At 57.5% G+C, this 23,369-nt stretch carries 23 protein-coding genes; 15 read left to right on the plus strand and 8 right to left on the minus strand.

The genetic code is table 11. The features are described from left to right. The first annotated feature begins 27 nt into the window (after nucleotides 1–27). From ACMYSP_RS16535 to ACMYSP_RS16570, 8 genes are all read left to right on the plus strand, one after another. Nucleotides 28–606, plus strand: coding sequence for a YecA family protein (locus ACMYSP_RS16535; RefSeq protein WP_434583143.1), 579 nt, complete (start codon nucleotides 28–30; stop codon nucleotides 604–606). 23 nt (nucleotides 607–629) lie between these two features. Then, nucleotides 630–1,946, plus strand: coding sequence for a Xaa-Pro aminopeptidase (gene pepP / locus ACMYSP_RS16540; protein ID WP_434583144.1), 1,317 nt, complete (start codon nucleotides 630–632; stop codon nucleotides 1,944–1,946). After that, on the plus strand, nucleotides 1,943–3,121 hold the full coding sequence (ubiH, locus tag ACMYSP_RS16545; protein WP_434583145.1) for a 2-octaprenyl-6-methoxyphenyl hydroxylase: 1,179 nt from the start codon (nucleotides 1,943–1,945) through the stop codon (nucleotides 3,119–3,121). Before pepP ends, ubiH begins: the two co-directional genes overlap by 4 nt. Nucleotides 3,122–3,131: 10 nt before the next feature. Further along, nucleotides 3,132–4,334, plus strand: a complete 1,203-nt coding sequence (gene ubiI, locus ACMYSP_RS16550) for an FAD-dependent 2-octaprenylphenol hydroxylase (RefSeq protein WP_434583147.1) — start codon at nucleotides 3,132–3,134, stop codon at nucleotides 4,332–4,334. Between the two features lie 434 nt (nucleotides 4,335–4,768). Continuing rightward, a complete protein-coding gene (gene gcvT, locus ACMYSP_RS16555) occupies nucleotides 4,769–5,863 on the plus strand; it encodes a glycine cleavage system aminomethyltransferase GcvT (RefSeq protein ID WP_434583148.1) in 1,095 nt (364 codons plus the stop codon). Nucleotides 5,864–5,887: 24 nt separating this feature from the next. Next, nucleotides 5,888–6,277, plus strand: coding sequence for a glycine cleavage system protein GcvH (gene gcvH / locus ACMYSP_RS16560; RefSeq protein WP_434583149.1), 390 nt, complete (start codon nucleotides 5,888–5,890; stop codon nucleotides 6,275–6,277). 114 nt (nucleotides 6,278–6,391) lie between these two features. Continuing rightward, on the plus strand, nucleotides 6,392–9,265 hold the full coding sequence (gcvP, locus tag ACMYSP_RS16565) for an aminomethyl-transferring glycine dehydrogenase (RefSeq protein ID WP_434583150.1): 2,874 nt from the start codon (nucleotides 6,392–6,394) through the stop codon (nucleotides 9,263–9,265). A 59-nt stretch (nucleotides 9,266–9,324) separates the two neighbouring features. Beyond that, nucleotides 9,325–10,068 carry an SDR family oxidoreductase gene (locus ACMYSP_RS16570; RefSeq protein WP_123756551.1) on the plus strand — a complete coding sequence of 248 codons (744 nt, stop codon included), beginning with the start codon at nucleotides 9,325–9,327 and terminating at the stop codon, nucleotides 10,066–10,068. A gap of 49 nt (nucleotides 10,069–10,117) precedes the next feature. On the opposite strand, the gene ACMYSP_RS16575 is transcribed toward ACMYSP_RS16570, so the two are convergent. From ACMYSP_RS16575 to ACMYSP_RS16600, 6 genes are all read right to left on the minus strand, one after another. Beyond that, nucleotides 10,118–10,618 (minus strand): protein disulfide oxidoreductase, encoded by a 501-nt coding sequence (locus tag ACMYSP_RS16575; protein ID WP_434583151.1) that lies wholly within the window; start codon nucleotides 10,616–10,618, stop codon nucleotides 10,118–10,120. After that, on the minus strand, nucleotides 10,608–11,219 hold the full coding sequence (locus ACMYSP_RS16580) for a DsbA family protein (RefSeq protein WP_434583152.1): 612 nt from the start codon (nucleotides 11,217–11,219) through the stop codon (nucleotides 10,608–10,610). Before ACMYSP_RS16580 ends, ACMYSP_RS16575 begins: the two co-directional genes overlap by 11 nt. 2 nt (nucleotides 11,220–11,221) lie before the next feature. Then, on the minus strand, nucleotides 11,222–13,231 hold the full coding sequence (locus tag ACMYSP_RS16585) for a protein-disulfide reductase DsbD family protein (protein WP_434583153.1): 2,010 nt from the start codon (nucleotides 13,229–13,231) through the stop codon (nucleotides 11,222–11,224). A 48-nt stretch (nucleotides 13,232–13,279) separates the two neighbouring features. After that, nucleotides 13,280–13,639, minus strand: coding sequence for a copper resistance protein (locus tag ACMYSP_RS16590; RefSeq protein WP_434583154.1), 360 nt, complete (start codon nucleotides 13,637–13,639; stop codon nucleotides 13,280–13,282). Between the two features lie 135 nt (nucleotides 13,640–13,774). Beyond that, nucleotides 13,775–15,208, minus strand: a complete 1,434-nt coding sequence (locus ACMYSP_RS16595) for a 6-phospho-beta-glucosidase (protein WP_434583155.1) — start codon at nucleotides 15,206–15,208, stop codon at nucleotides 13,775–13,777. A gap of 119 nt (nucleotides 15,209–15,327) precedes the next feature. Next, complete coding sequence (locus ACMYSP_RS16600; RefSeq protein ID WP_434587125.1) at nucleotides 15,328–16,056, minus strand: MurR/RpiR family transcriptional regulator; 729 nt, start codon at nucleotides 16,054–16,056, stop codon at nucleotides 15,328–15,330. Nucleotides 16,057–16,105: 49 nt separating this feature from the next. On the opposite strand from ACMYSP_RS16600, the gene yqfB reads away from it, so the two are divergent. Then, a complete protein-coding gene (yqfB, locus tag ACMYSP_RS16605) occupies nucleotides 16,106–16,417 on the plus strand; it encodes a N(4)-acetylcytidine aminohydrolase (RefSeq protein ID WP_434583156.1) in 312 nt (103 codons plus the stop codon). Between the two features lie 161 nt (nucleotides 16,418–16,578). Then, the gene (gene trhA / locus ACMYSP_RS16610; RefSeq protein WP_123756936.1) at nucleotides 16,579–17,238 is read left to right on the plus strand and encodes a PAQR family membrane homeostasis protein TrhA; all 660 of its coding nucleotides are present in this window, start codon (nucleotides 16,579–16,581) and stop codon (nucleotides 17,236–17,238) included. A 68-nt stretch (nucleotides 17,239–17,306) separates the two neighbouring features. On the opposite strand, the gene ygfZ is transcribed toward trhA, so the two are convergent. After that, a complete protein-coding gene (gene ygfZ / locus ACMYSP_RS16615) occupies nucleotides 17,307–18,290 on the minus strand; it encodes a tRNA-modifying protein YgfZ (protein ID WP_434583157.1) in 984 nt (327 codons plus the stop codon). A 294-nt stretch (nucleotides 18,291–18,584) separates the two neighbouring features. Between ygfZ and sdhE the strand changes: the two genes are divergently transcribed. Both sdhE and ACMYSP_RS16625 read left to right on the plus strand, forming a co-directional pair. Continuing rightward, nucleotides 18,585–18,851 carry an FAD assembly factor SdhE gene (gene sdhE, locus ACMYSP_RS16620; RefSeq protein ID WP_123756560.1) on the plus strand — a complete coding sequence of 89 codons (267 nt, stop codon included), beginning with the start codon at nucleotides 18,585–18,587 and terminating at the stop codon, nucleotides 18,849–18,851. Then, nucleotides 18,832–19,242, plus strand: a complete 411-nt coding sequence (locus ACMYSP_RS16625) for a protein YgfX (RefSeq protein ID WP_434583158.1) — start codon at nucleotides 18,832–18,834, stop codon at nucleotides 19,240–19,242. The genes sdhE and ACMYSP_RS16625 overlap by 20 nt, the downstream gene beginning before the upstream one ends. Nucleotides 19,243–19,248: 6 nt before the next feature. Here the strand turns inward: ACMYSP_RS16625 and fldB are convergent, their stop codons facing one another. Further along, nucleotides 19,249–19,770 (minus strand): flavodoxin FldB, encoded by a 522-nt coding sequence (fldB, locus tag ACMYSP_RS16630; RefSeq protein WP_434583159.1) that lies wholly within the window; start codon nucleotides 19,768–19,770, stop codon nucleotides 19,249–19,251. Nucleotides 19,771–19,948: 178 nt separating this feature from the next. Here fldB and xerD point away from each other — a divergent pair, with 178 nt between their 5' ends. The 3 genes from xerD to recJ are packed head-to-tail and all read left to right on the plus strand — an operon-like array spanning nucleotide 19,949 to nucleotide 23,321. Continuing rightward, a complete protein-coding gene (gene xerD, locus ACMYSP_RS16635; protein WP_123756563.1) occupies nucleotides 19,949–20,845 on the plus strand; it encodes a site-specific tyrosine recombinase XerD in 897 nt (298 codons plus the stop codon). 23 nt (nucleotides 20,846–20,868) lie between these two features. Then, nucleotides 20,869–21,582, plus strand: coding sequence for a bifunctional protein-disulfide isomerase/oxidoreductase DsbC (gene dsbC / locus ACMYSP_RS16640; protein ID WP_434583160.1), 714 nt, complete (start codon nucleotides 20,869–20,871; stop codon nucleotides 21,580–21,582). Nucleotides 21,583–21,587: 5 nt separating this feature from the next. After that, complete coding sequence (gene recJ / locus ACMYSP_RS16645) at nucleotides 21,588–23,321, plus strand: single-stranded-DNA-specific exonuclease RecJ (protein ID WP_434583161.1); 1,734 nt, start codon at nucleotides 21,588–21,590, stop codon at nucleotides 23,319–23,321. Nucleotides 23,322–23,369: the final 48 nt, after the last annotated feature.

Below are 23,369 nucleotides of genomic sequence, written 5' to 3' on the forward strand. Positions count from 1 at the left end.
TATTCCTCCCAATGATGACGAATGCGCATGTCTATACAGAACGAAATGCCTGGCTACCGCGCGGTAGACCAGTTACTGAACCAACAGGGTGTGGGCTTAACCCCTGCCGAAATGCACGGTTTGATCAGCGGGATCCTGTGCGGCGGTAACAAAGACAGCAGCTGGCAGCCGCTGGTGCACGATCTGACCAACGAAGGCCTGGCCTTTGGTCACGAACTGGCCGAGTCTCTGCGTAGCATGCACTCGCAGACCAGCGATTCTCTGGAAGATGACGGTTTCTTATTCCAGCTTTATCTGCCGGAAGGCGATGACGTGAGCGTGTTTGAACGCGCGGATGCGCTGGCCGGTTGGGTTAACCACTTCCTGCTGGGCCTCGGCGTCACGCAACCAAAACTGGATAAAGTCAAAGACGAAGCCGGGGAGGCCATCGACGATCTGCGCAATATTGCGCAACTCGGTTACGACGAAGACGAAGACCAGGAAGAGCTGGAAATGTCGTTAGAAGAGATTATTGAGTACGTGCGCGTCGCCGCGCTGCTGTGCCACGAAACCTTCTCGCGCCAGCAGCCAACCGCACCGGAAGTTCGCAAGCCAACATTACACTAACAATAATTTGTTGAGGGGGCGTCATGACACAGCAGGAATTTCTTTCTCGTCGCCAGGCTCTGTTGGCGCAGATGCAGCCAGGCAGCGCGGCGCTGATTTTTGCCGCACCGGAAGCGGTACGTAGCGCAGATTCAGAATATCCCTACCGGCAGAACAGCGATTTTTGGTACTTCACGGGATTTAATGAGCCGGAAGCCCTGCTGGTGTTGATTAAAAGCGACGACACCCACAACCATAGCGTGCTGTTTAACCGCGTCCGCGATTTAACTGCCGAGATCTGGTTCGGTCGCCGTCTTGGGCAGGATGCGGCACCGGCGAAGCTGGGTGTCGATCGCGCCCTCGCATTTAGCGAAATTAATCAGCAGTTGTTCCAGTTGCTCAACGGCCTTGACGCTATCTACTTTGCGCAGGGCGAATACGACTACGCAGACAAAATCGTCTTCAACGCGCTCGATAAACTGCGCAAAGGCTCGCGCCAGAATCTGCAGGCACCGGGCGCGGTGGTTGACTGGCGGCCGATGGTGCATGAAATGCGCCTGTTTAAATCAGCAGAAGAGCTGGAGGTTATGCGTCGTGCCGGTGAGATTTCCGCGCTGGCCCACACCCGCGCGATGCAGCAGTGCCGCCCGGGGATGTTTGAATACCAACTGGAAGGGGAAATTCTGCATGAATTTACCCGCCACGGTGCACGCTTCCCATCCTACAACACCATCGTTGGCGGGGGCGAAAACGGCTGTATTCTTCACTACACCGAAAACGAATCCGAGCTGCGCGATGGCGATCTGGTTCTGATTGACGCCGGCTGTGAATATCGCGGCTATGCGGGGGACATCACCCGTACGTTCCCGGTGAACGGCAAATTCAGCCCGGCGCAGCGCGAGATTTACGATATCGTCCTCGAATCGCTCGACACGGCGCTGACGCTTTTCCGTCCCGGAACCTCGATTCAACAGGTGAACCAGCAGGTGGTGCGCATCATGATTAGCGGCCTGGTGCGCCTCGGGATCCTGAAAGGCGAAGTGGACGAGCTGATGGCGAACAACGCTCATCGACCTTACTTCATGCATGGCCTGAGCCACTGGCTGGGGCTGGATGTCCATGATGTGGGCTTCTACGATGTTGAACGTTCGCGTCTTCTTGAGCCGGGTATGGTGCTGACCGTTGAGCCGGGTCTCTACATTGCCGTCGATGCCGATGTCCCGCCGCAGTACCGCGGCATTGGGGTGCGCATTGAAGACGATATCGTGATCACCGCTGACGGTAACGAAAACCTGACCGCAGGCGTGGTGAAAAACGCCGACGATATCGAGGCGCTGATGGCGGCGGCCCGGCAGTCATGAGCGTACTGATCGTTGGTGGTGGGATGACCGGCGCGACGCTGGCGCTGGCGATTTCTCGCCTGACCAGAGGGACTCTTGCGGTTCATCTGGTGGAGGCTGCGCAGCCGGATTCGTCGCAACACCCTGGCTTTGACGCCCGCGCCATTGCGCTGGCGGCCGGCACCTGTCAGCAGCTGGCACGCGTTGGTATCTGGCAGGGGATTGCCGATTGCGCGACGCCGATTCAGCGAGTCCACGTCAGCGATCGTGGGCATGCGGGCTTCGTCACGCTTGATGCGCAGGATTACAACCTGGCCGCGCTGGGGCAGGTTGTCGAGCTCCACGATATTGGCCAGCGCCTGTTTGCGCAACTGCGCGACGCGCCGGGGATCACACTGCACTGTCCGGCGAAAGTCGAAGACGTCAGCCGATGGGAGGATGGCGTTAGTATCACGCTGGACAACGGTCAGACGATTGCCGGTCAGCTGCTGGTGGCTGCCGACGGCTCGCGTTCCACGCTGGGCGCACGCTGCGGCATGAGCTGGCAGCAACAGCCCTATGAACAACTGGCGGTGATTGCTAACGTCAGTACCGCCTTGCCCCATGAAGGGCGGGCGTTTGAACGCTTTACTGAGCATGGCCCTCTGGCGATGCTCCCTATGTCGCAGGGCCGCTGTTCACTGGTATGGTGTCACCCACAATCGCAGCGTGATGCGGTGCTGAGCTGGTCCGACGCGGAGTTTTGCGAACGGCTGCAGCAGGCATTCGGCTGGCGGTTGGGACGCATCACCCATGCCGGAACGCGTAGCGTGTATCCCCTGGCGCTGACCACCGCGACGCGCCCCGTTGCGCATCGTCTGGCGCTGGTCGGCAACGCGGCGCAGACCTTGCATCCAATTGCCGGTCAGGGTTTTAACCTGGGCCTGCGGGATGTCATGAGTTTGGCGGAACTGCTGGCGCAGGCCAGCACGAACGGCCAGGATCCCGGTGAGTATTCGCTACTGTGCGATTACCAGGCGCGGCGGGCGGATGACAAAGCCGCCACGATCGGTGTGACCGATGGTCTGGTGCATCTGTTTGCTAATCGTTGGGCGCCGCTGGTGGCGGGGCGCAACGCGGGTCTGATGGCCATGGAATTATTTACCCCGGCGCGTGATGCGCTGGCGCAGCGTACCCTCGGTTGGGTTCCCCGTTAAGGAGTTGAACGTGCAAAGTGTTGATGTTGCCATTGTTGGCGGAGGCATGGTGGGGTTGGCGGTCGCCTGTGGTTTACAGGGGAGCGGGCTGCGGGTTGCGGTGCTGGAACAATCCGAGCCACAGCCGCTGAATGCCGACGCGCCGCCGGCGCTGCGGGTTTCGGCCATTAACGCTGCCAGTGAAAAACTGCTCAGCAAGCTGGATGTCTGGCCGGCAATCCTCGCCCAGCGCGCCAGCTGTTATCACGGCATGGAAGTGTGGGATAAAGACAGCTTCGGCCGTATTTGCTTTGACGATCGCAGCATGGGCTTTAGCCATCTGGGTCACATTATTGAAAACGCCATTGTCCATCACGCCTTATGGCAGAAGGCCCAGCGCTGCGCTGATGTGACGTTGCTGGCGCCGGCGCAGTTGCAACAGGTGGCGTGGGGCGAAAACGAGGCCTTCCTGAGCCTGCAGGATGGTACGATGCTGACAGCCCGACTGGTGGTGGGTGCCGATGGCGCGAACTCCTGGTTGCGCAACAAGGCGGATATCCCGCTGACCTTCTGGGACTACCGCCATCATGCGCTGGTGGCCACGATCCGCACCGAAGAGCCCCATCAGGCGATTGCCCGCCAGGCGTTCCACGGCGAAGGCATTCTGGCCTTTCTGCCGTTAAGCGACCCGCACCTGTGCTCTATTGTCTGGTCGCTGTCGCCGCAGGAAGCGCAACGAATGCAGCAGGCGGATGACGCAGCCTTTAATCAGGCACTGAATATCGCTTTCGATAATCGTCTGGGACTGTGCCATGTGGAAAGCGAGCGTCAGGTTTTCCCGCTGACCGGCCGCTACGCTCGGCAGTTTGCCGCCCATCGTCTCGCGCTGGTTGGCGATGCCGCCCACACCATCCACCCGCTGGCCGGGCAGGGGGTTAACCTGGGCTTTATGGATGCTGCAGAGTTGATTGATGAACTCCGGCGCCTGCACGGGCAGGGCAAAGATATTGGTCAGCATCTGTATCTGCGTCGCTATGAGCGTAGCCGCAAGCACAGCGCCGCGATGATGCTGGCAGGGATGCAGGGCTTTCGGGAAATGTTCTCCGGCAGCAACCCGGCGAAGAAACTGCTGCGCGATATCGGCCTCAAACTGGCTGACACCTTGCCGGGTGTCAAACCGCAGCTTATTCGTCAGGCGATGGGCCTGAACGATCTCCCCAGCTGGTTACGTTAAGCCCGTCACACTTCTTTTTCCCGGCCCCCGCGCCGGGTTTTCCCTTCTCATTTGAAATAAACTAATCTCACCCATTTTTTCGCATTAGTTTTATTAATGTCTCTCATTTTTAGTCATGGAAAACAGGCCCGTTTTTTCGCATAAAATACCATCATGCTCGGCGTTATTAGTCATTGATGTTAATTTTATGTGGCATAAATCGCTTTTTTCCAGTCAATAACTCTGTAGTCTTTCTGGCGAATTTTAGTCATAAGCTAATGTGATGTCCTGATTTAGCTTATGGTTTAGCGCCGGGTTCAGTGGTAAGTTCAGGCAAAAGAGAACGTTTGCGTCGGCGTCTGATAACGGCACCGGCGGTCGATTTTATCGTGTGAAATCGCCCAGACAATCTCGCTCAACTCGTAGCTGCTTGCGTTTTACTCGATGAGGAAAAAATGGCTCAACAGACTCCGTTGTATGAACAACACATGCTGTGCGGCGCTCGCATGGTGGACTTCCATGGCTGGATGATGCCGCTGCATTACGGTTCCCAGATTGATGAGCACCATGTGGTGCGCAGCGATGCCGGAATGTTCGATGTATCACACATGACCATCGTTGACTTCCACGGCAGCCGTATTCGGGAGTTCTTACGCTATTTGCTGGCTAACGATGTGGCGAAGCTCACGGTCCCCGGCAAAGCGCTCTATAGCGGCATGCTGACCGCTTCCGCCGGCGTCATCGATGACCTGATTGTCTATTTCCTCTCTGAAGATTATTTCCGCCTCGTTGTTAACTCCGCCACCCGTGAAAAAGACCTCGCCTGGATCACCCAGCAGGCTGAGCCGTATGGTCTTGAAATGACCGTCCGTGACGATCTTTCCCTGATTGCCGTACAGGGGCCGCAGGCGAAAGAGAAGGCCGCGACCCTGTTCACCGAGGCTCAGCGTCAGGCCGTGGCCGGGATGAAACCCTTCTTTGGCGTGCAGGCTGGCGATCTGTTTATTGCAACCACTGGTTACACCGGTGAAGCCGGGTACGAAATTGCGCTGCCAAATGAACAGGCGGCCGATTTCTGGCGTGGCCTGCTGGACGCTGGCGTGAAGCCTTGCGGCCTGGGTGCGCGCGATACCTTACGCCTGGAAGCCGGGATGAACCTGTATGGCCAGGAGATGGACGAAAGTATCTCTCCACTGGCCGCCAATATGGGCTGGACCATTGCCTGGGAACCGGCAGACCGTGCGTTCATCGGTCGTGAAGCGCTGGAGCTGCAGCGTGAAAAAGGTACCGAGCAGCTGGTGGGCCTGGTGATGACCGAGAAAGGCGTACTGCGCGGCGGACTGCCGGTGCGCTTTAGCGATGCCGAGGGCAATCAGAAAGAAGGTATTATTACCAGTGGCACCTTCTCCCCGACGCTGGGCTACAGTATCGCGCTGGCGCGCGTACCGGCCGGTATCGGCGAAACGGCCATCGTGCAGATTCGCAACCGCGAAATGCCGGTCAAGGTCACTAAACCTGTTTTTGTACGCAACGGCAAAGCCGTAGTGTGATTCCCCCTTTTTGGAGATCAATTGATGAGCAACGTACCAGCAGAACTGAAATACAGTAAAGAACACGAATGGCTGCGCAAAGAAGCTGACGGCACCTACACCGTTGGGATCACCGAACATGCTCAGGAATTGCTTGGCGATATGGTCTTCGTTGACCTGCCGGACGTCGGTGCAACCGTTGAAGCGGGCGACGACTGCGCGGTAGCTGAGTCGGTAAAAGCGGCATCTGATATTTATGCCCCGGTAAGCGGCGAGATTGTGGCTGTTAACGAAGCGCTGAACGACTCTCCGGAGCTGGTGAACAGCGACCCGTACGCTGAAGGCTGGATCTTTAAAATCAAGGCCAGCGATGAAGCGCAGGTTGCGGCGTTGCTGGATGCGGCGGCTTACGCTGCGCTGCTGGAAAACGAATAACCGCGTTGCCCCTTTCACGCCGCGGCGCCAGGCGCTGGCGGCGTGAATGATTTTTGCCTGTTCAGATAAGTAAAGACACATACGATTCACTGCACGTTTCAGGAACCATCGCTCATGACTCAGACTTTAGGTCAGCTTGAAAACCGCGGCGCCTTTATTGAACGTCACATCGGCCCGGATGCTCAGCAACAGCAAGAGATGCTGCAAACCGTCGGCGCCGACTCGCTTAACGCCCTGATTGGCCAGATTGTGCCACAGGATATTCAGCTGGCGACACCACCGCAGGTGGGTGACGCGACTACCGAATTTGCCGCGCTGGCGGAACTGAAGGCGGTAGCCGGTCGTAACAAGCGCTTCAAGTCTTACATCGGCATGGGTTACACCGCCGTGCAGCTGCCGCCGGTTATTCAGCGCAATATGCTGGAAAACCCGGGCTGGTACACCGCCTATACGCCGTATCAGCCGGAAGTCTCCCAGGGCCGTCTGGAGTCGCTGCTTAACTTCCAGCAGGTGACCCTCGATCTGACCGGTCTGGATATTGCCTCCGCATCCCTGCTCGATGAAGCAACCGCCGGGGCAGAAGCGATGGCGATGGCCAAACGCGTCAGCAAACTGAAAAATGCCAACCGTTTCTTCGTGGCTGCGGATATTCACCCGCAGACCCTCGATGTGGTCCGCACCCGTGCTGAAACCTTCGGTTTTGACGTTATCGTCGATGATGCCGAAAAAGCCCTCGACCATCAGGACGTGTTTGGCGTACTGCTGCAGCAGGTTGGCACCACCGGTGAAATTCACGACTACAGCAAACTGATTGCCGAGCTGAAAGCACGCAAAGTCGTGGTCAGCGTCGCGGCGGACTTTATGACGCTGGTTCTGCTGACCGCTCCGGGCAAGCAGGGTGCCGATATCGTCTTCGGTTCCGCCCAGCGTTTCGGCGTACCGATGGGCTACGGCGGCCCGCACGCGGCCTTCTTCGCCGCAAAAGATGAATTCAAACGCTCTATGCCTGGCCGTATCATCGGCGTATCGAAAGATGCCGCGGGCAATACCGCGCTGCGTATGGCGATGCAGACTCGTGAGCAGCATATCCGCCGCGAGAAAGCGAACTCCAATATCTGTACTTCCCAGGTACTGCTGGCCAACATCGCCAGCCTGTACGCGGTGTTCCACGGGCCAGCGGGCCTGAAGCGTATCGCCAGCCGCATCCATCGTCTGACGGACATCCTCGCCGATGGGCTGCAGAAAAAAGGGCTGAAGCTGCGTCATGCGCACTACTTCGACACCCTGTGCGTAGAAGTAGCCGACAAAGCCGCGGTGCTGGCACGTGCTGAAGCGCTGGAAATTAACCTGCGCAGCGATATTCACAACGCGGTTGGCATTACCCTTGATGAAGCGACCACCCGCGAAGATGTCGTGAACCTGTTCCGCGCTATTATCGGCGACAACCACGGTCTGGATATCGATACGCTGGATAAAGACGTGGCGCTCGACAGTCGTTCTATCCAGGAAAGCATGCTGCGTGATGATGCGATCCTGACGCACCCGGTGTTTAATCGCTACCATAGCGAAACCGAGATGATGCGCTATATGCACTCGCTGGAGCGTAAAGATCTGGCGCTGAATCAGGCGATGATCCCGCTGGGTTCCTGCACCATGAAGCTTAACGCTGCGGCAGAAATGATCCCGATCACCTGGCCGGAATTCGCCGAGCTGCACCCGTTCTGCCCGGCAGAACAGGCCGAAGGCTATCATCAGATGATCGCCCAGCTCTCCGACTGGCTGGTTAAACTGACCGGCTACGACGCCGTCTGCATGCAGCCGAACTCCGGCGCACAGGGCGAGTACGCGGGCCTGCTGGCGATCCGCCACTACCACGAGAGCCGCAATGAAGGCCATCGTGATATCTGTCTGATCCCGAGCTCTGCGCACGGTACCAACCCGGCATCGGCACAGATGGCCGGCATGCAGGTAGTGGTGGTGGCCTGTGATAAAAACGGCAACATTGACCTTGCGGATCTGCGCCTTAAGGCGGAGCAGGCGGGCGAGAACCTCTCCTGCATCATGGTTACTTACCCGTCAACGCACGGCGTGTACGAAGAGACTATCCGCGAAGTGTGCGAAATCGTGCATCAGTTCGGCGGCCAGGTTTATCTCGACGGTGCCAACATGAATGCCCAGGTGGGCATCACCTCTCCGGGCTTTATCGGTGCGGACGTATCGCACCTTAACCTGCACAAAACCTTCTGCATTCCGCACGGCGGCGGCGGCCCAGGTATGGGACCGATTGGCGTCAAAGCGCACCTGGCTCCGTTTGTTCCGGGCCACAGTGTGGTACAAATCGAAGGCATGCTGACCCGTCAGGGCGCGGTGTCTGCTGCACCGTTCGGCAGCGCATCTATTCTGCCAATCAGCTGGATGTACATCCGCATGATGGGCGCAGAAGGGCTGAAGCAGGCGAGCCAGGTGGCTATCCTGAACGCCAACTACATCGCGACCCGTCTGAAAGAGGCGTTCCCGGTGCTCTATACCGGTCGCGACGGCCGTGTGGCGCACGAATGTATTCTTGATATTCGTCCGCTGAAAGAAGAGACCGGCATCAGTGAACTGGATATCGCCAAGCGTCTGATCGACTTTGGCTTCCATGCGCCGACCATGTCCTTCCCGGTCGCCGGAACCCTGATGGTTGAGCCGACCGAATCGGAAAGCAAAGTCGAGCTGGACCGCTTCATTGACGCGATGCTGGCGATCCGTGGTGAAATTGACCGTGTGAAAGCGGGTGAATGGCCGCTGGAAGACAACCCGCTGGTGAACGCACCGCATACTCAGGGCGAGCTGGTGGCTGAATGGCTGCACCCGTATACCCGTGAGCTGGCGGTATTCCCGGCAGGTCTGGATAACAAATACTGGCCGACGGTGAAGCGTTTGGATGATGTCTACGGTGACCGCAACCTGTTCTGCTCCTGCGTCCCGATGAGCGAATACCAGTAATTAGCTGACTGGACTATCTTCTAAAGGCGCTTCGGCGCCTTTATTTTTGGGAGAGTCATATGGCTTTAGCACTGATTACCGGCGCCAGCCGGGGAATTGGCAGGGCGACCGCACTGCTGCTGGCGCAGGAAGGCTATACCGTGGTGGTGAATTATCACCGCAATATTAATGCCGCGATGGCGGTAGTGAATGAGATTGTCATTCTGGGCGGCAAAGCAGTGGCGCTACCTGCGGATATCAGCGATGAAGCCCAGGTCATGGCGATGTTCGACAGTATCGATAAGCTGGATGAACCGTTGACCGCCCTGGTCAACAACGCGGGGATCCTGTTTACCCAGAGCACCATTGAAAACCTGACCGCCGAGCGGATTAATCAGGTGCTGAGCACCAATGTCACCGGCTATTTCCTCTGTTGTCGCGAGGCGGTGAAGCGGATGTCATTCAGGCATGACGGCAAAGGCGGGGCAATTGTCAACGTCTCGTCGGCGGCATCACGGTTGGGGGCAGCGGGAGAATATGTGGATTATGCCGCATCGAAAGGCGCCGTGGATACGTTGACTACCGGGCTGGCGCTGGAAGTGGCGGCACAGGGCATTCGCGTAAACGGCGTACGCCCTGGCTTTATCTATACCGAAATGCACGCCAGCGGCGGTGAACCGGGGCGAGTGGATCGGGTAAAAGCCGCGCTGCCGATGCAACGCGGCGGTCAGCCCGAGGAAGTCGCGCAGGCTATCGCCTGGCTGCTGAGCGACAAAGCTTCCTACGTGACCGGTAGTTTCCTCGAACTGGCCGGCGGCAAATAACCGCGACTACACTCCACTCGTCGCCCGGCTAAGCACTGCGTAAGCCGGGCTATGACGCCAGCCACAACCGCAGGCGCATTCCCCAACTGCTGGTCCAGCCGGTGGTGACCGACTTCACTTCGCCACCGGAGATAACGATCAGCGTCGGCGTCACCTGAACATCCCATTGCCGGGAAAGCTGGCCCTGAGAGTCGTTCACCGTCGGCAGCGCCAGCTTTTTCTGCGCCAGCCAGCGCGTCAGGGTAGCATCGTCCCCGGAGCGTAGCGCCACCGACATGACGTTTTCCCCGTGGCTCGCCAGGGCTGAGACCGACGGCGTGGTGTAGCGACAGACCCCGCACCAGGTCGCCCAGACGTAGAGCAGCAGCGGACGCTGTTGGCTCATGGCGGTCAGATCGACCGCCTTGCCATCCAGCGTCTGTAATGGCGTGCTGGTAAAGTTCTGCGGCAGCGCGGGCTGGCGCAGATAATCCATACCGGTGATGAGCGCCGCAGCGAGCAGCAGCAGAATCACCAGCTCGCGCAGCCATCGGCGTAATTTACTGGCCATTGGCTTTTTCCAGCTGCGTTTTCACCAGCTCCTCCAGATCGTCATAGGGAATGGCGCCGGCCACCATCTGATCGCCGATGATTGTCGCCGGGGTGCCCTGAATATTCAGCACCTGCGACAAAATCAGGTTCATCTTGAGGGGATCCATAGTCTGGTCATCAATCTTTACGCCGTCCGTTGCCGTTTTCTGGCGGGCGGCAAGAATGCTGGCATCATCGTGGTAACCTTTTTTCGCCATCAGACGCTGATGCAGCGGCCAGAATTTATCCGGCTGCTGGCGCCACGTAGAGAGTGCGGCTTTGGCGGCGTTTACCGAGCTCTGGCCTTTAAACGGCAGCAGCTTCACGATCAGCAGCACGTCAGGATTCTCGCGAACGATCTTCTCCAGCTGCGGATCGAACTGCTTGCAGTAGGGGCAGTTGTAATCGGTAAACGACACGATCGTCAGACGCGGGTTTTTGGCACCAAGCCGCGGACTGTCGGGGTCGTTGAACAGCAGTTTTGCCAACTGGTCGTCGGCGGATGAGTCGGGTTGCTCAGCCGGGGCAGCCAGGCTGAAGGTGGACAGACACAGCAGAAGCAGGGCGGTGATGATTCTCATGATTATTGACCTTTCGCATCAGACAGGGTGGCGAGGAGTTCGTCGCGATTTAACAGCGGAGGCAGCACGTGGCCCTGCGGTAATCCCGGTCCGTAGATTTGATTAAAAGGAACGGCGGCGCTGCCGCGGGTGGTCAGGAAACGGCTGATGGTTTCCGATGGACGACTCCAGTCGCCGCGCAGGGCAACCACGTCCGGTTCCGCCAGGGCGCGCTGGACATCGTCACGCAGCAGCACGTTGTATTTATTAGCTTTACAGGTCACGCACCAGTCGGCGGTGACATCGATAAACACCCGCTGATGGTTGGCCAGCGCGTCGATAATCGCTTGCTCACTGAGGGGTTGCCAGTTGATACGGTCGCGGTGCGACGCCTGACTATCAGGCTGGAAAAACAGCGTGAAGGCCCCGGCGACAGCAAGCGCCAGCACGCCGGCCCCCAGCGCCGTGCGCCAGCGGTAGCGCCAGAGAATTGCCAGCAGCAGCGCCAGCGTCAGCAGCACGACCAGCACAATAACCGGCATCTGACCGAGATGCACCGTCAGCAGGCTAATCAGCCACAGCGATGAGCCCAGCATCATCAACCCGAGCACCACGCGCAGGATGTTCATCCAGCGTCCAGGGCGTGGCAGGTGTCGGGCAAGTCCCGGCCAGGCGGCGACCAGCAACCAGGGCAGGCTCATGCCCACTCCCATAGCGAAGAAAATCCCCCACAGCAGCGGCAGCGGCGCCATCAGAGCGACCGAGACGGCGGTGCCGAGAAACGGTGCGGTGCAGGGGGTCGCCAGCAGCGTCGCAAATGCTCCCTGCCAGAAGTGGCCCATCAGCCCATGGCCGCCGCGAGTGGCCAGAAACGTGCTGGTGCCGGAGGAAAGGCGGATCTCAAACAGGCCCAGCAGGCTGGCGCTGAACAGCACCATCACCAGCGCCATCGCACCAATAAACCACGGATTCTGGAACTGAATCCCCCAGCCCAGGGCCTGGTTGCCCAGGCGCAGCAGGGTCATCATCAGCGCCAGCGCCAGAAATGACACCACGATCCCGCACACCGAGGCCATGAACTGCCGGCGTACCACGCCGCGCTCCCGCCCGCCACTCTGCACCAGTGAACCGAGCTTCATGGCCAGCACCGGCAGCACGCAGGGCATCACGTTGAGGATCAGGCCACCTGCCAGCGCCATCAGCAACACCCACCATAACGACGGTGCCGCGACCGGTGTGCCTGGGCCAATGGTCAGCGCGCTTTCCTGCGCCAGCCCGCTGTCGGCAAGGACCAACGACAGGCGTTTGCCGCTCAGGTTGGGCGCTGCCTCACCCCAGCCGTCGCTGACCGGGATCTGTGCGATAAGCGTATCGTCTTTCAGCGAGAACGTCGGTTTGCCAAAATCGACATCATCCATACTGTCGATAAACAGCGCGGGCTGCTGCCAACCCGCATCGCGTACCGCCGTTACCGTCAGTTTTCCGTCGCGATAGGTTGAGGTCAGCAGGGAAGTGAGGCCATCCGGTCGCGGCAAGGTGCCCAGCGCCCGGGTAAAATCGTAGCCAAAGTCGTCTCCCGGTGAGGCGCTCATCTCCAGCGAGAAGGGGTAGTCGGTCAGAATACAGACGTTGCTGCAGGTGGATAGCGTCAGCACGCCGCTCAAGGTCTGCGGCAGCGGGCCGCGGATCGCCAGCGGAAAGCTGACGCGGTCGTGGTAGCCCTGGGTGGATATTCCCGCGACGTCAAAGCGCTGCGGGGTTGGCCAGTCCCAGGTAACATCCAGCGGCGTATTCCAGACGATAGCGGGCGCAATGCCGCCTTCGCCGGGCGAACGCCAGTAGGTTTTCCAGCCTTTTTCCAGCTTCACATCCAGCAGCAGGCGTGCGCTATCGCTGCTTTCACTCTGGGCGCGCAGCCGGACGCTGGCGTGTTGATTATCGGCGGTGCGCAGCCAGCCGCTGTCGGCAGCCTGGCTGACGGGCAGCCATAGCCAAAGCAGGCAGACCAGCAGTCGCCTGAATACCATAAGCATAAATTTTCTCCATAAATGATTAATTAACCCGAGTGTTCAGGGAAATACTCATTCACGGAAAACGCACAATCGCAGATGCACCCGTAGCCGGGGAGGGGAAATAACGCGGGGAGGCCAGAGACGCTCGATGCGGGGCAGGATTGCCGCCAGCAGCGTCAGCAACAGCGCGACAGCCAGTAAGGCACCTTCGAACAGCACTGGCGGTGATGCCAGCAGAGATTTCGCACTCAGCTCGCAGGGCGTGACCGGCGCTTCCGCCGTTTCTGGTCCCTGTTGGGCTGATTGCGTCACAGCCGTGGCATTCATGACAAGCGCGTGCAGCCCGGCCATACGCTGCGCGGTGCATACCAGCACCACCAGACAGGCAAGGGCTACAAGAAGAATGGCTTTTCGCTGTCGCTTAATCATTATCGCCTCAATAATTCACGAGGCTTATCTTATCGGGCGAGCAGGTTTTAGCAATGTTAAAGCTGTAAAGAAGTGTCTGTAAGCGCGGGGGAATTTCCTCTCCCGTTATGGGGAGAGGAAGCGTGCGAGGGACAATCAGAGCTTTTCGCCGTTGCTGGCGATGACTTCTTTGTACCAGTTGAAGCTTTTCTTGCGCGAGCGGGACATGTCGCCGGTGCCATCGTCATGTTTGTTGACGTAGATAAAGCCGTAGCGCTTGCTGTACTGCCCGGTGGTGAAGGAAACGCAATCGATGCAGCCCCACGGGGTGTAGCCCATCAGATCGACGCCATCATAGGTGACCGCTTTGATCATCTCTTCCACGTGGGCGCGCAGATAGTCGATACGGTAGTCGTCGTTGATGCTGCCGTCTGCTTCGACTTTGTCGTAAGCGCCAAAACCGTTTTCCACGATAAACAGCGGTTTCTGGTAGCGTTCATACAGTTCGCACAGCGCATAGCGCAGGCCAACCGGGTCAATCTGCCAGCCCCAGTCGGACGCTTTCACGTGCGGGTTCGGCACGCTGCCTTCAAAGCCAGAGATCGCATCGCCGCTGCCGCCTTCCGCTTTGACCGCGTTGGTCATGTAGTAGCTGAAGCCGAGATAATCGCAGGTCCCTTCACGCAGGATCTGCTCATCGCCTGCTTCCATCACGATGTTGAAGCCGCGGCGTTCCCATTCGTTCAGGACGTAGGTGGGGTAGTAGCCGCGCAACTGTACGTCGGTAAAGACGTAGCGTTCACGCATCGATTCCTGTGCGAACATCACATCTTCAGGTTTACAGGAGAACGGATAGAGCGCCACCATCGCCAGCATGCAGCCAACCTGCATTTGCGGGTTGATGCGCCGTGCCGCCTTCACCGCCAGGGCACTGGCAACGAACTGGTGATGCAGCACCTGGTACATGGTCTCTTCCGGGTTTTCATGTTCGGTATAGACCACGCCCGAGCAGCAATAGCCGAACAACGGCGCGCGCCAGTTACGCTGGTTGTTGATCTCGTTAAAGGTCATCCAGTATTTCACTTTGTGCTTATAGCGCTCGAACACGACTTCGGCGAAACGCACAAAGAAATCGACCACTTTACGGTTGGTCCAGCCACCGTACTGCTGCACCAGGTGCAGCGGCATTTCAAAGTGGGAGAGGGTGATAACCGGCTCGATGTTGTATTTCAGCAGCTCATCAAACATGTCGTCATAGAACTTCAGCCCCTCTTCGTTGGGCTGGGTTTCATCACCCAGCGGGAAGATGCGGGTCCAGGCGATGGAGGTACGAAAACACTTGAAGCCCATTTCGGCAAACAGTTTGATGTCTTCTTTGTAGCGGCCGTGGAAGTCGATGGCTTCGTGGTTCGGGTAGTATTTCCCGGCTTCCACTTCATGGGTGATTTCGCGTGGAACGCCGTGGGCGCCGCCGGTCAGCACGTCACAAATGCTCGGGCCTTTGCCGTCTTTATTCCAGCCGCCTTCCACCTGGTGCGCTGCTACCGCACCGCCCCATAAAAAGTCTTTCGGTAAAGTGATTTTTTTCATCTTTGCTGATCTCATCAAATAGCATCTGATTTTGAGTCTAACAAAGGGAATATAAATGTCACGATATAACAATTTCCGCTATGTGGAATATGTTACATCGAAAAAACAGGGTGTTATTTTCAGGCCAGTTTGCGCGCTAATTTACGGCCGAGGGATTCCAGAATATATATGACTGGTATTTGGGTAGTAATATCGTACACGCCGCCGATGCGGGTTTGCGGCACGTGCCAGGAGAGGTTGAAGTCTGCAAGCTTTGCCAGTCGCGAGTGTTCATGACTGGTGACTGACATTACCTTGCAGTTGTGCAGGCTGAACTGGCTGGCGAAGCGCAGGATCTCTTCGGTTTCCCCGGAAACGGACAAGACGATCGCCAGCGCGTTACGAGCCATATCGTTGGTCACCGGGAAATAAGGATCGTCGATATGGTTGCTGAATTTCCCGACATTAGAGAAAAACCGTGCGCCATATTTTGCGAGGGCGCCGGAGGTGCCGGCACCAACAAATATAATTCGCTCTGAGGCCAGAATAATATCGACCGCGCGGTCGAGTAAATCATCAAACTCGTCATTATTGACGCTTTTAAAAAAGCTCATGATTTCGCTGGCGCCGATATTTGCCTGTTGAGGCTGGTTCTGCTCGAGATATAATTTAAAGCGTACGCGAAACTCCGAGTATCCTTCACACTGCAGTTTGCGACAAAAGCGCAGGACGGTGGTCGTAGAGACCCCGGTGGCTTCTGCCAGCTCGCGAATGGTCATGTACATCACCTTGTCACGATTTTTGATGACGTAGTGGTAGACCATCATCTCAAGATTATTGAGACTGGCAATCGCCGCGTGGGAGAACATGCTCACAGTAACAACTCACAATTCATAATGACCAGGAGGGAATTATATCATGCAGCCGAATGACATAACTTTTTTTCAACGCTTTCAGGACGACATCCTTGCCGGGCGGAAAACGATCACCATCCGCGATGCTGCCGAATCGCATTTTAAAACCGGGGATGTGTTGCGGGTTGGTCGCTATGAAGATGACGGCTATTTTTGTACGATTCAGGTGGTGGGGACCTCGACGGTCACGCTCGATACGCTGACAGAACGCCACGCGCAACAGGAGAATATGACGCTGCCGCAGCTGCGTCAGGTGATCGGCGAGATCTACCCTGATGATGACCAGTTTTATGTTATTGAATTTCAAAAGCTTTGATAAAACAGCGAACGACTGTTAGGTGAAAATTTAATTTAACCTTATGATTTTATTGAGTTCACAAAAATTCATCTATTTATTTTAGCTAACAGGTGTTCACTGGAATCATTCTCAGTTACCCTAGGTGTGCATTGAAAGCGTTCTTGTTTTCGGAGTCAAATATGGTTCGCAAGCCATTAATCACACAGGGTTATTCTTTGGCAGAGGAAATTGCCAACAGTATCAGCCATGGAATCGGGCTGGTGTTCGGTATCGTCGGTCTGGTGCTTCTACTGGTTCAGGCGATAGATAGCAACGCCAGCGCCACGGCAATTACCAGCTACAGCCTGTATGGCGGCAGCATGATCATGCTGTTCCTCGCGTCCACGCTCTATCACGCGATCCCTCATCAGCGGGCTAAGCAGTGGCTGAAGAAATTCGACCACTGCGCCATCTATCTGTTGATTGCCGGGACCTATACCCCTTTTTTGCTGGTGGGGCTCAATTCGCCGCTGTCACGGGGCCTGATGATTGTCATCTGGAGCCTGGCGCTGCTGGGGATTTTGTTTAAGCTCACCATCGCGCATCGCTTTAAGATCCTCTCGCTGGTGACCTATCTGACGATGGGCTGGCTGTCATTAATCGTGGTGTATCAGCTGGCGATCAAACTGGCGGCGGGTGGGGTTACGCTGCTGGCGGTGGGCGGGGTCGTCTATTCGCTGGGGGTTATCTTCTACGTCTGCAAGCGCATCCCTTATAACCATGCTATCTGGCACGGCTTTGTGCTGGGCGGCAGCGTCTGTCATTTCCTGGCGATCTATTTATACGTCGGCCAGGTGTAGCTAAGACGCCGCGCCATCGGGAGATCTCCAGCGGCGCGGCGGTTGTCGGGACATCAGGCCTGTGAGCCTTAGCTCTCTTCCAATGAGTACGGCAGCGGAACGATGCTTAACGTACCGGCATCATCGCGTACGCGGAACACGCTGTCCGGCTCCATATCGTTATTCATCACTACCTGCACCAGCAGATGGCCATCATCCAGCTGAACCGCGGCCAGCACGGTGCCGGTCCGGCGCCAGTTTTTGCCCATCTTCAGCTCAAGATCTTCCCCGGCCTGCGGCACGCGGCTGGCTTTACCCGTCAGATACCACAGCGCACGTTTGTTGGCGCCGCGGAATTTAGCCCGTGCGACCATTTCCTGACCGGTATAACAGCCTTTTTTAAAGCTGATGCCGCCCAGTGCCTGCAGGTTAGTGGCTTGCGGAATGAACTGCGCGCTGTTGGCGCTGTCAATGACCGGCAGGCCCGCTTCGATATTCAACGCCAGCCACTGCTGGCTGTTGTTCAGTTGAGCATCGCTGCGCAGCGCATCGGTAATGCGGGTTGCGGTTGCGACATCGGTCACCAGCAGGAAACGCTCAGCCGGATGTTCAAACCACAGCAGACTGGTGGCGCCGTCGGTCACTAGCGGTTTATCGCTGTCCGGCAGTTCGTTAAACAGCGGCGCCAGCGCGGCACGGGCCTGGAAACCGGCAACGCCCAGCAGGACGTGTTCATCGTCGGCAGCAATGACAACTTTGGAGAATACCGCGTATTTTTTCAGTTCGGTCAGCTGCGCGTCGCGCAGGCTGCGGCGTTCGATCCAGGCAAAACCGCCCTGGCGATGAAAGACCCGCAGATTGCTCCACATCTTGCCCTTAGCATCACAGTGCGCGGCAAGCAGGTGCCGATCGTCGGTCAGCGCGCTGACATCGGCGGTAATCTGTCCCTGAAGATACTTCTCGGCATCCTGACCAGTTATCGTCGACAGCGCCCAGTCATCCAGCGTCATCAGCGTTAACGGCAGACGGGCGGAAGCGGAAGGCTGGCGCGGGGGAAAAGGTGTAAAAGCCATAGTCATGTCCTGAATAGCTTAACGCAGAGTGAGTCACTAATGGTAAAAGAGCTATGGTGCAATGCAAGCGCTTTTGGCAGGCGATTTGTGCCCTGATGAGCTAAACGAACAGGCAACGAAGGTAGATAAAACCATGGTTATTTTATGGTTTTTTGCGAGCGACGTTCTCTGATTGCGATATTGCTGTAAAGTAAGTGCAAAAAACGGGTTAAACTAACCTATCAATAACATTCATCAGGTCGCATCCCGCTAACCTGAAGAATGCACTGTGTATCTTTATGCTGGAAGGACAACATGGACATTACTAATAAAGCCCGTATCCACTGGGCATGCCGCCGGGGTATGCGCGAACTCGATATCTCTATCATGCCGTTTTTTGAGTATGAGTACGATACGCTCAGTGATGACGACAAGCTGCTGTTCATTCGTCTGTTAGAAAACGACGATCCGGATCTGTTCAACTGGCTGATGAACCATGGCGAACCGGCGGATGCGCAACTGCAACGGATGGTAAAATTAATCCAGACTCGGAATCGGGAACGTGGTCCTGTGGCAATCTGATTTACGCATCTCCTGGCGTTCGCAGTGGTTTTCACTGCTGCTTCACGGCATTGTGGCGGCGATAGTGCTGCTCATGCCCTGGCCGCTGAGCTACACACCGCTATGGCTGTTACTGCTGTCGCTGGTGGTGTTTGACTGCGTTCGCAGCCAGCGGCGGATCCACGCCTGTCGGGGAGAAATAAAACTGCTGACCGATTCACGTCTGCGCTGGCAAAAAGCGGAGTGGGAAATCGTCGGTACGCCCTGGGTGATTAACAGCGGTATGCTGCTGCGCCTGCGGGAGAGCGAAACGCGCCGCAGCCAGCATTTGTGGGTTGCGGCGGACAGTATGGACGCAAAAGAGTGGCGTGATTTGCGCCGGTTGGTGTTACAAAAACCGGCGCAGGACTAAGAGCGATCAGGCGAACTGCTCAGCCATTTCGCCCAGGATTTGCTCGCACCAGTTCTGCAGGCGATCGTCGCTCATCTCATACTGGTTCGTTTCATCAAGCGCCAGGCCGACGAACAGCTGGCCATCGGCTATAATGGGTTTCTGGCTGGTGAATTCGTACCCTTCCGTCGGCCAGTAACCGATAAACTTCACCCCTTTGGTGCTCAGCTTATCGTGCAGCATGCCCAGCGCGTCGAGGAACCATTCGCCGTAGCCCAACTGGTCGCCCATGCCGTACATCGCCACAATTTTATCCTGCAGATCCAGGGTGTCTAACTGCTGCCAGATAGCGTCCCAGTCTTCCTGAATCTCACCGAAATCCCATGTCGGAATGCCGAGGATCAGCACGTCATATTCTGTCATCAGGGCAGGGGAATCATCTTTCAGATTGTGCAGCGTCACCAGTTCCGGACCGATGATATCGCGAATCTTCTCCGCCGCCATCTCGGTGTAGCAGGTGCTGGAGCCGTAAAAAAGACCTATGTTCATGGGGTAAACATCTCAATTCATGCTGTGACTTTGCGCTTAGTTTATCAGAAAGCCGCCGCCGGCCGCATACTTAAGGTTGCAGGTTCAACGACTGAGAACACCGCGCGCTGCCGTTTTTGCCCAGCAGGGCAACTAATTTGGGTATACTGGAGCCGTTTTAACGAGCAAAGAGGCCGATGTGGAACAGGATCTTGCACGAATCGAACAGTTTCTCGATGCGCTGTGGCTGGAGCGTAATCTTGCAGAAAATACGCTCAGCGCCTACCGACGGGATCTGACCATGGTGGTGGAATGGCTGCACCATCGCGCGTTGACCTTGATAAGCGTCAGCGGCGAGGATCTGCAGGCGCTGCTGGCCGAAAGACAGACGGGAGGCTATAAAGCCACCAGCACCGCGCGCTTGTTGAGCGCCGTGCGCCGCTTCTTTCAGCATCTGTATCGGGAAAAAGTACGCCCGGACGATCCCAGCGCGCTGCTGGCGTCACCGAAACTGCCGCAGCGGCTACCGAAAGACCTGAGTGAAGCCCAGGTCGATCGCCTGCTGCAGGCGCCGCTGGTCGAACAGCCCTTAGAGTTACGCGATAAAGCGATGCTGGAGGTGCTGTACGCCACCGGACTGCGCGTGTCGGAGCTAGTCGGCCTGACGATGAGCGATATCAGCCTGCGTCAGGGGGTGCTGCGGGTGGTCGGTAAAGGGAATAAAGAGCGGCTGGTTCCGCTTGGCGAAGAGGCGGTGCTGTGGGTGGAGAACTACCTGGAGTACGGGCGTCCCTGGCTGCTCAACGGCGTGGCCTCTGATGTGCTTTTCCCCAGCCAGCGTGCGCAGCAGATGACGCGCCAGACTTTCTGGCATCGAATTAAGCACTATGCCGTGCTGGCCGGCATCGACAGCGCGAAGCTTTCACCGCATGTGTTACGCCATGCGTTTGCCACGCACTTACTTAACCACGGCGCGGATTTGCGCGTGGTACAGATGCTATTAGGGCATAGCGATCTCTCTACGACGCAGATCTACACCCACGTGGCGACCGAGCGTCTGAGACAACTTCATCAACAGCATCACCCACGGGCGTGAGTGCTGACTAAAAAGGACGATGTATGAAAAACGGTTTATTGATGTTCACTCTGCTGGCGGCAACGCTGTCCGGGGCCGCGCATGCTGACACGGCGGCCATCAAACAGTCGCTGACCAAGCTGGGTGTGCAGAGTACGGATATTCAGCCTTCCCCGGTTAGCGGGATGAGCACCGTGCTGACCGACAGCGGCGTACTGTATGTGACCGATGACGGTAAACATGTCATCCAGGGGCCGATGTATGACGTCAGCGGTGCGCAGCCGCTTAACGTCACCAACGCGTTGCTGGTAGGCAAGCTGAACGCGCTGGAAAAAGAGATGATCATCTACAAAGCGCCGCAGGAAAAACATGTGATCACCGTGTTTACCGATATCACCTGCGGCTACTGCCACAAGCTGCACGAAGAGATGAGCGACTATAACGCGCTGGGGATCACCGTGCGTTATCTGGCTTTCCCGCGTCAGGGGCTGCAAAGCCAGGCGGAACAGGATATGAAAGCGATCTGGTGCGCGAAAGATCGCAACAAAGCGTTGGATGACGCCATGGCTGGTAAAGGCGTACAGGCCGCAAGCTGCAACGTTGATATCAGCAAGCACTACACGCTTGGTGTGCAGTTTGGCGTGAACGGGACACCGGCGATGGTGTTGAGCAACGGCTACGTGCTGCCGGGTTATCAGGGGCCGAAAGAGCTGAAAGCCTTCCTTGATGAGCATCAAAAACAGACAAGCGGTAAATAATTCGCGTGAAACCACAGATACAACTACGCCGCCGCGAGGCGGTTGACGGGGCTGATTTACCCGCGGACCTGCCACCACTGCTGCAGCGTCTGTACAGCAGCCGCGGTGTGCTGCGCGCCCAGGAGCTGGAGCGCGGTGTCAAAGGCATGCTGCCATGGACGCAGCTGAACGGCATCGAGCGCGCGGTGGAGATGCTGTACAGCGCTTTCCAGCAAGAGTTGCATATCGTCGTGGTCGGCGATTTTGACGCCGATGGTGCCACCAGTACCGCACTGAGCGTGCTGGCGCTGCGTGCGCTGGGCTATAGCAATGTCTCCTATCTGGTCCCGAACCGTTTTGAAGATGGCTACGGGCTAAGTCCTGAAGTTGTCGATCAGGCCCATGCGCGCGGTGCGCAGATGATCATGACCGTCGATAACGGGATTTCATCGCACGCCGGTGTCGATCACGCACACGCGTTGGGGATCCCGGTGGTGGTGACCGATCACCACCTGCCGGGTGATACATTACCGGCGGCGGAAGCCATCGTGAATCCCAATCTGCGCGACTGCGAGTTCCCGTCGAAATCGTTAGCTGGCGTGGGTGTGGCGTTCTACCTGATGCTGGCACTGCGTACCTTCCTGCGTGATAAAAACTGGTTTGAGACCCGCGGAATTGCAGCCCCCAATCTGGCAGAACTGCTGGATCTGGTTGCCCTGGGAACGGTAGCGGACGTGGTGCCGCTGGATGCTAATAACCGGATCCTGACCTGGCAGGGGTTGAGCCGTATTCGGGCGGGCAAGTGCCGTCCGGGGATCAAAGCGCTGCTGGAGATCGCCAACCGCGATCCGCAAAAGCTGGCGGCCAGCGACCTGGGCTTTGCCCTGGGACCGCGACTGAACGCGGCAGGCAGGCTGGATGATATGTCGGTCGGCGTGGCGCTGCTGCTGTGCGACAACGTCGGTGAGGCGCGGATGCTGGCCAACGAGCTGGATGCGTTAAACCAGACCCGCAAAGAGATTGAGCAGGGCATGCAGGTCGAGGCGCTGACGCTGTGCGAGCAGCTTGAACGCAGCGGCGATACTCTGCCCGGCGGGCTGGCGATGTATCACCCGCAGTGGCATCAGGGAGTGGTCGGCATTCTGGCGTCGCGCATTAAAGAGCGTTTTCATCGTCCGGTGATTGCCTTTGCGCCAACCGGCGACGGGTTGTTAAAAGGGTCCGGTCGCTCCATTCAGGGGCTGCACATGCGCGATGCGCTTGAGCGTCTTGATACCCTCAACCCAGGGCTTATCCTGAAATTTGGCGGCCACGCCATGGCGGCCGGGCTGTCGCTGGAAGAGGCGCGCTTTGCCGAGTTTCAGAAGTGCTTCGGCGATCTGGTCACCGAGTGGTTGGATCCGGCGCTGTTACAGGGCGAAGTGGTGTCCGACGGTCCGCTGGAGGCGGCGGAGATGAGCATGGAAGTGGCCCATATGCTGCGTGAAGCCGGCCCCTGGGGCCAGATGTTCCCGGAACCGCTGTTTGACGGCCGTTTCCGTCTGCTTCAACAGCGACTGGTGGGCGAGCGTCATCTGAAGGTGATGGTCGAACCGGTCGGCGGCGGCCCGCTGCTGGACGGTATTGCCTTCAACGTTGATACTTCGATGTGGCCGGATAACGGCGTGCGTGAAGTGACGCTGGCCTATAAGCTCGATATTAATGAGTTCCGTGGTAATCGCAGCCTGCAGCTTATCATCGACCATCTCTGGCCGGTCTGACGAAAAAGCCGCCAATAAAGAGGCGCACTGAAGGGCGAAGTGTCTATA

It is taken from the genome of Klebsiella sp. R390 (assembly GCF_051131745.1).
Taxonomy (GTDB): Bacteria; Pseudomonadota; Gammaproteobacteria; order Enterobacterales; family Enterobacteriaceae; genus Klebsiella.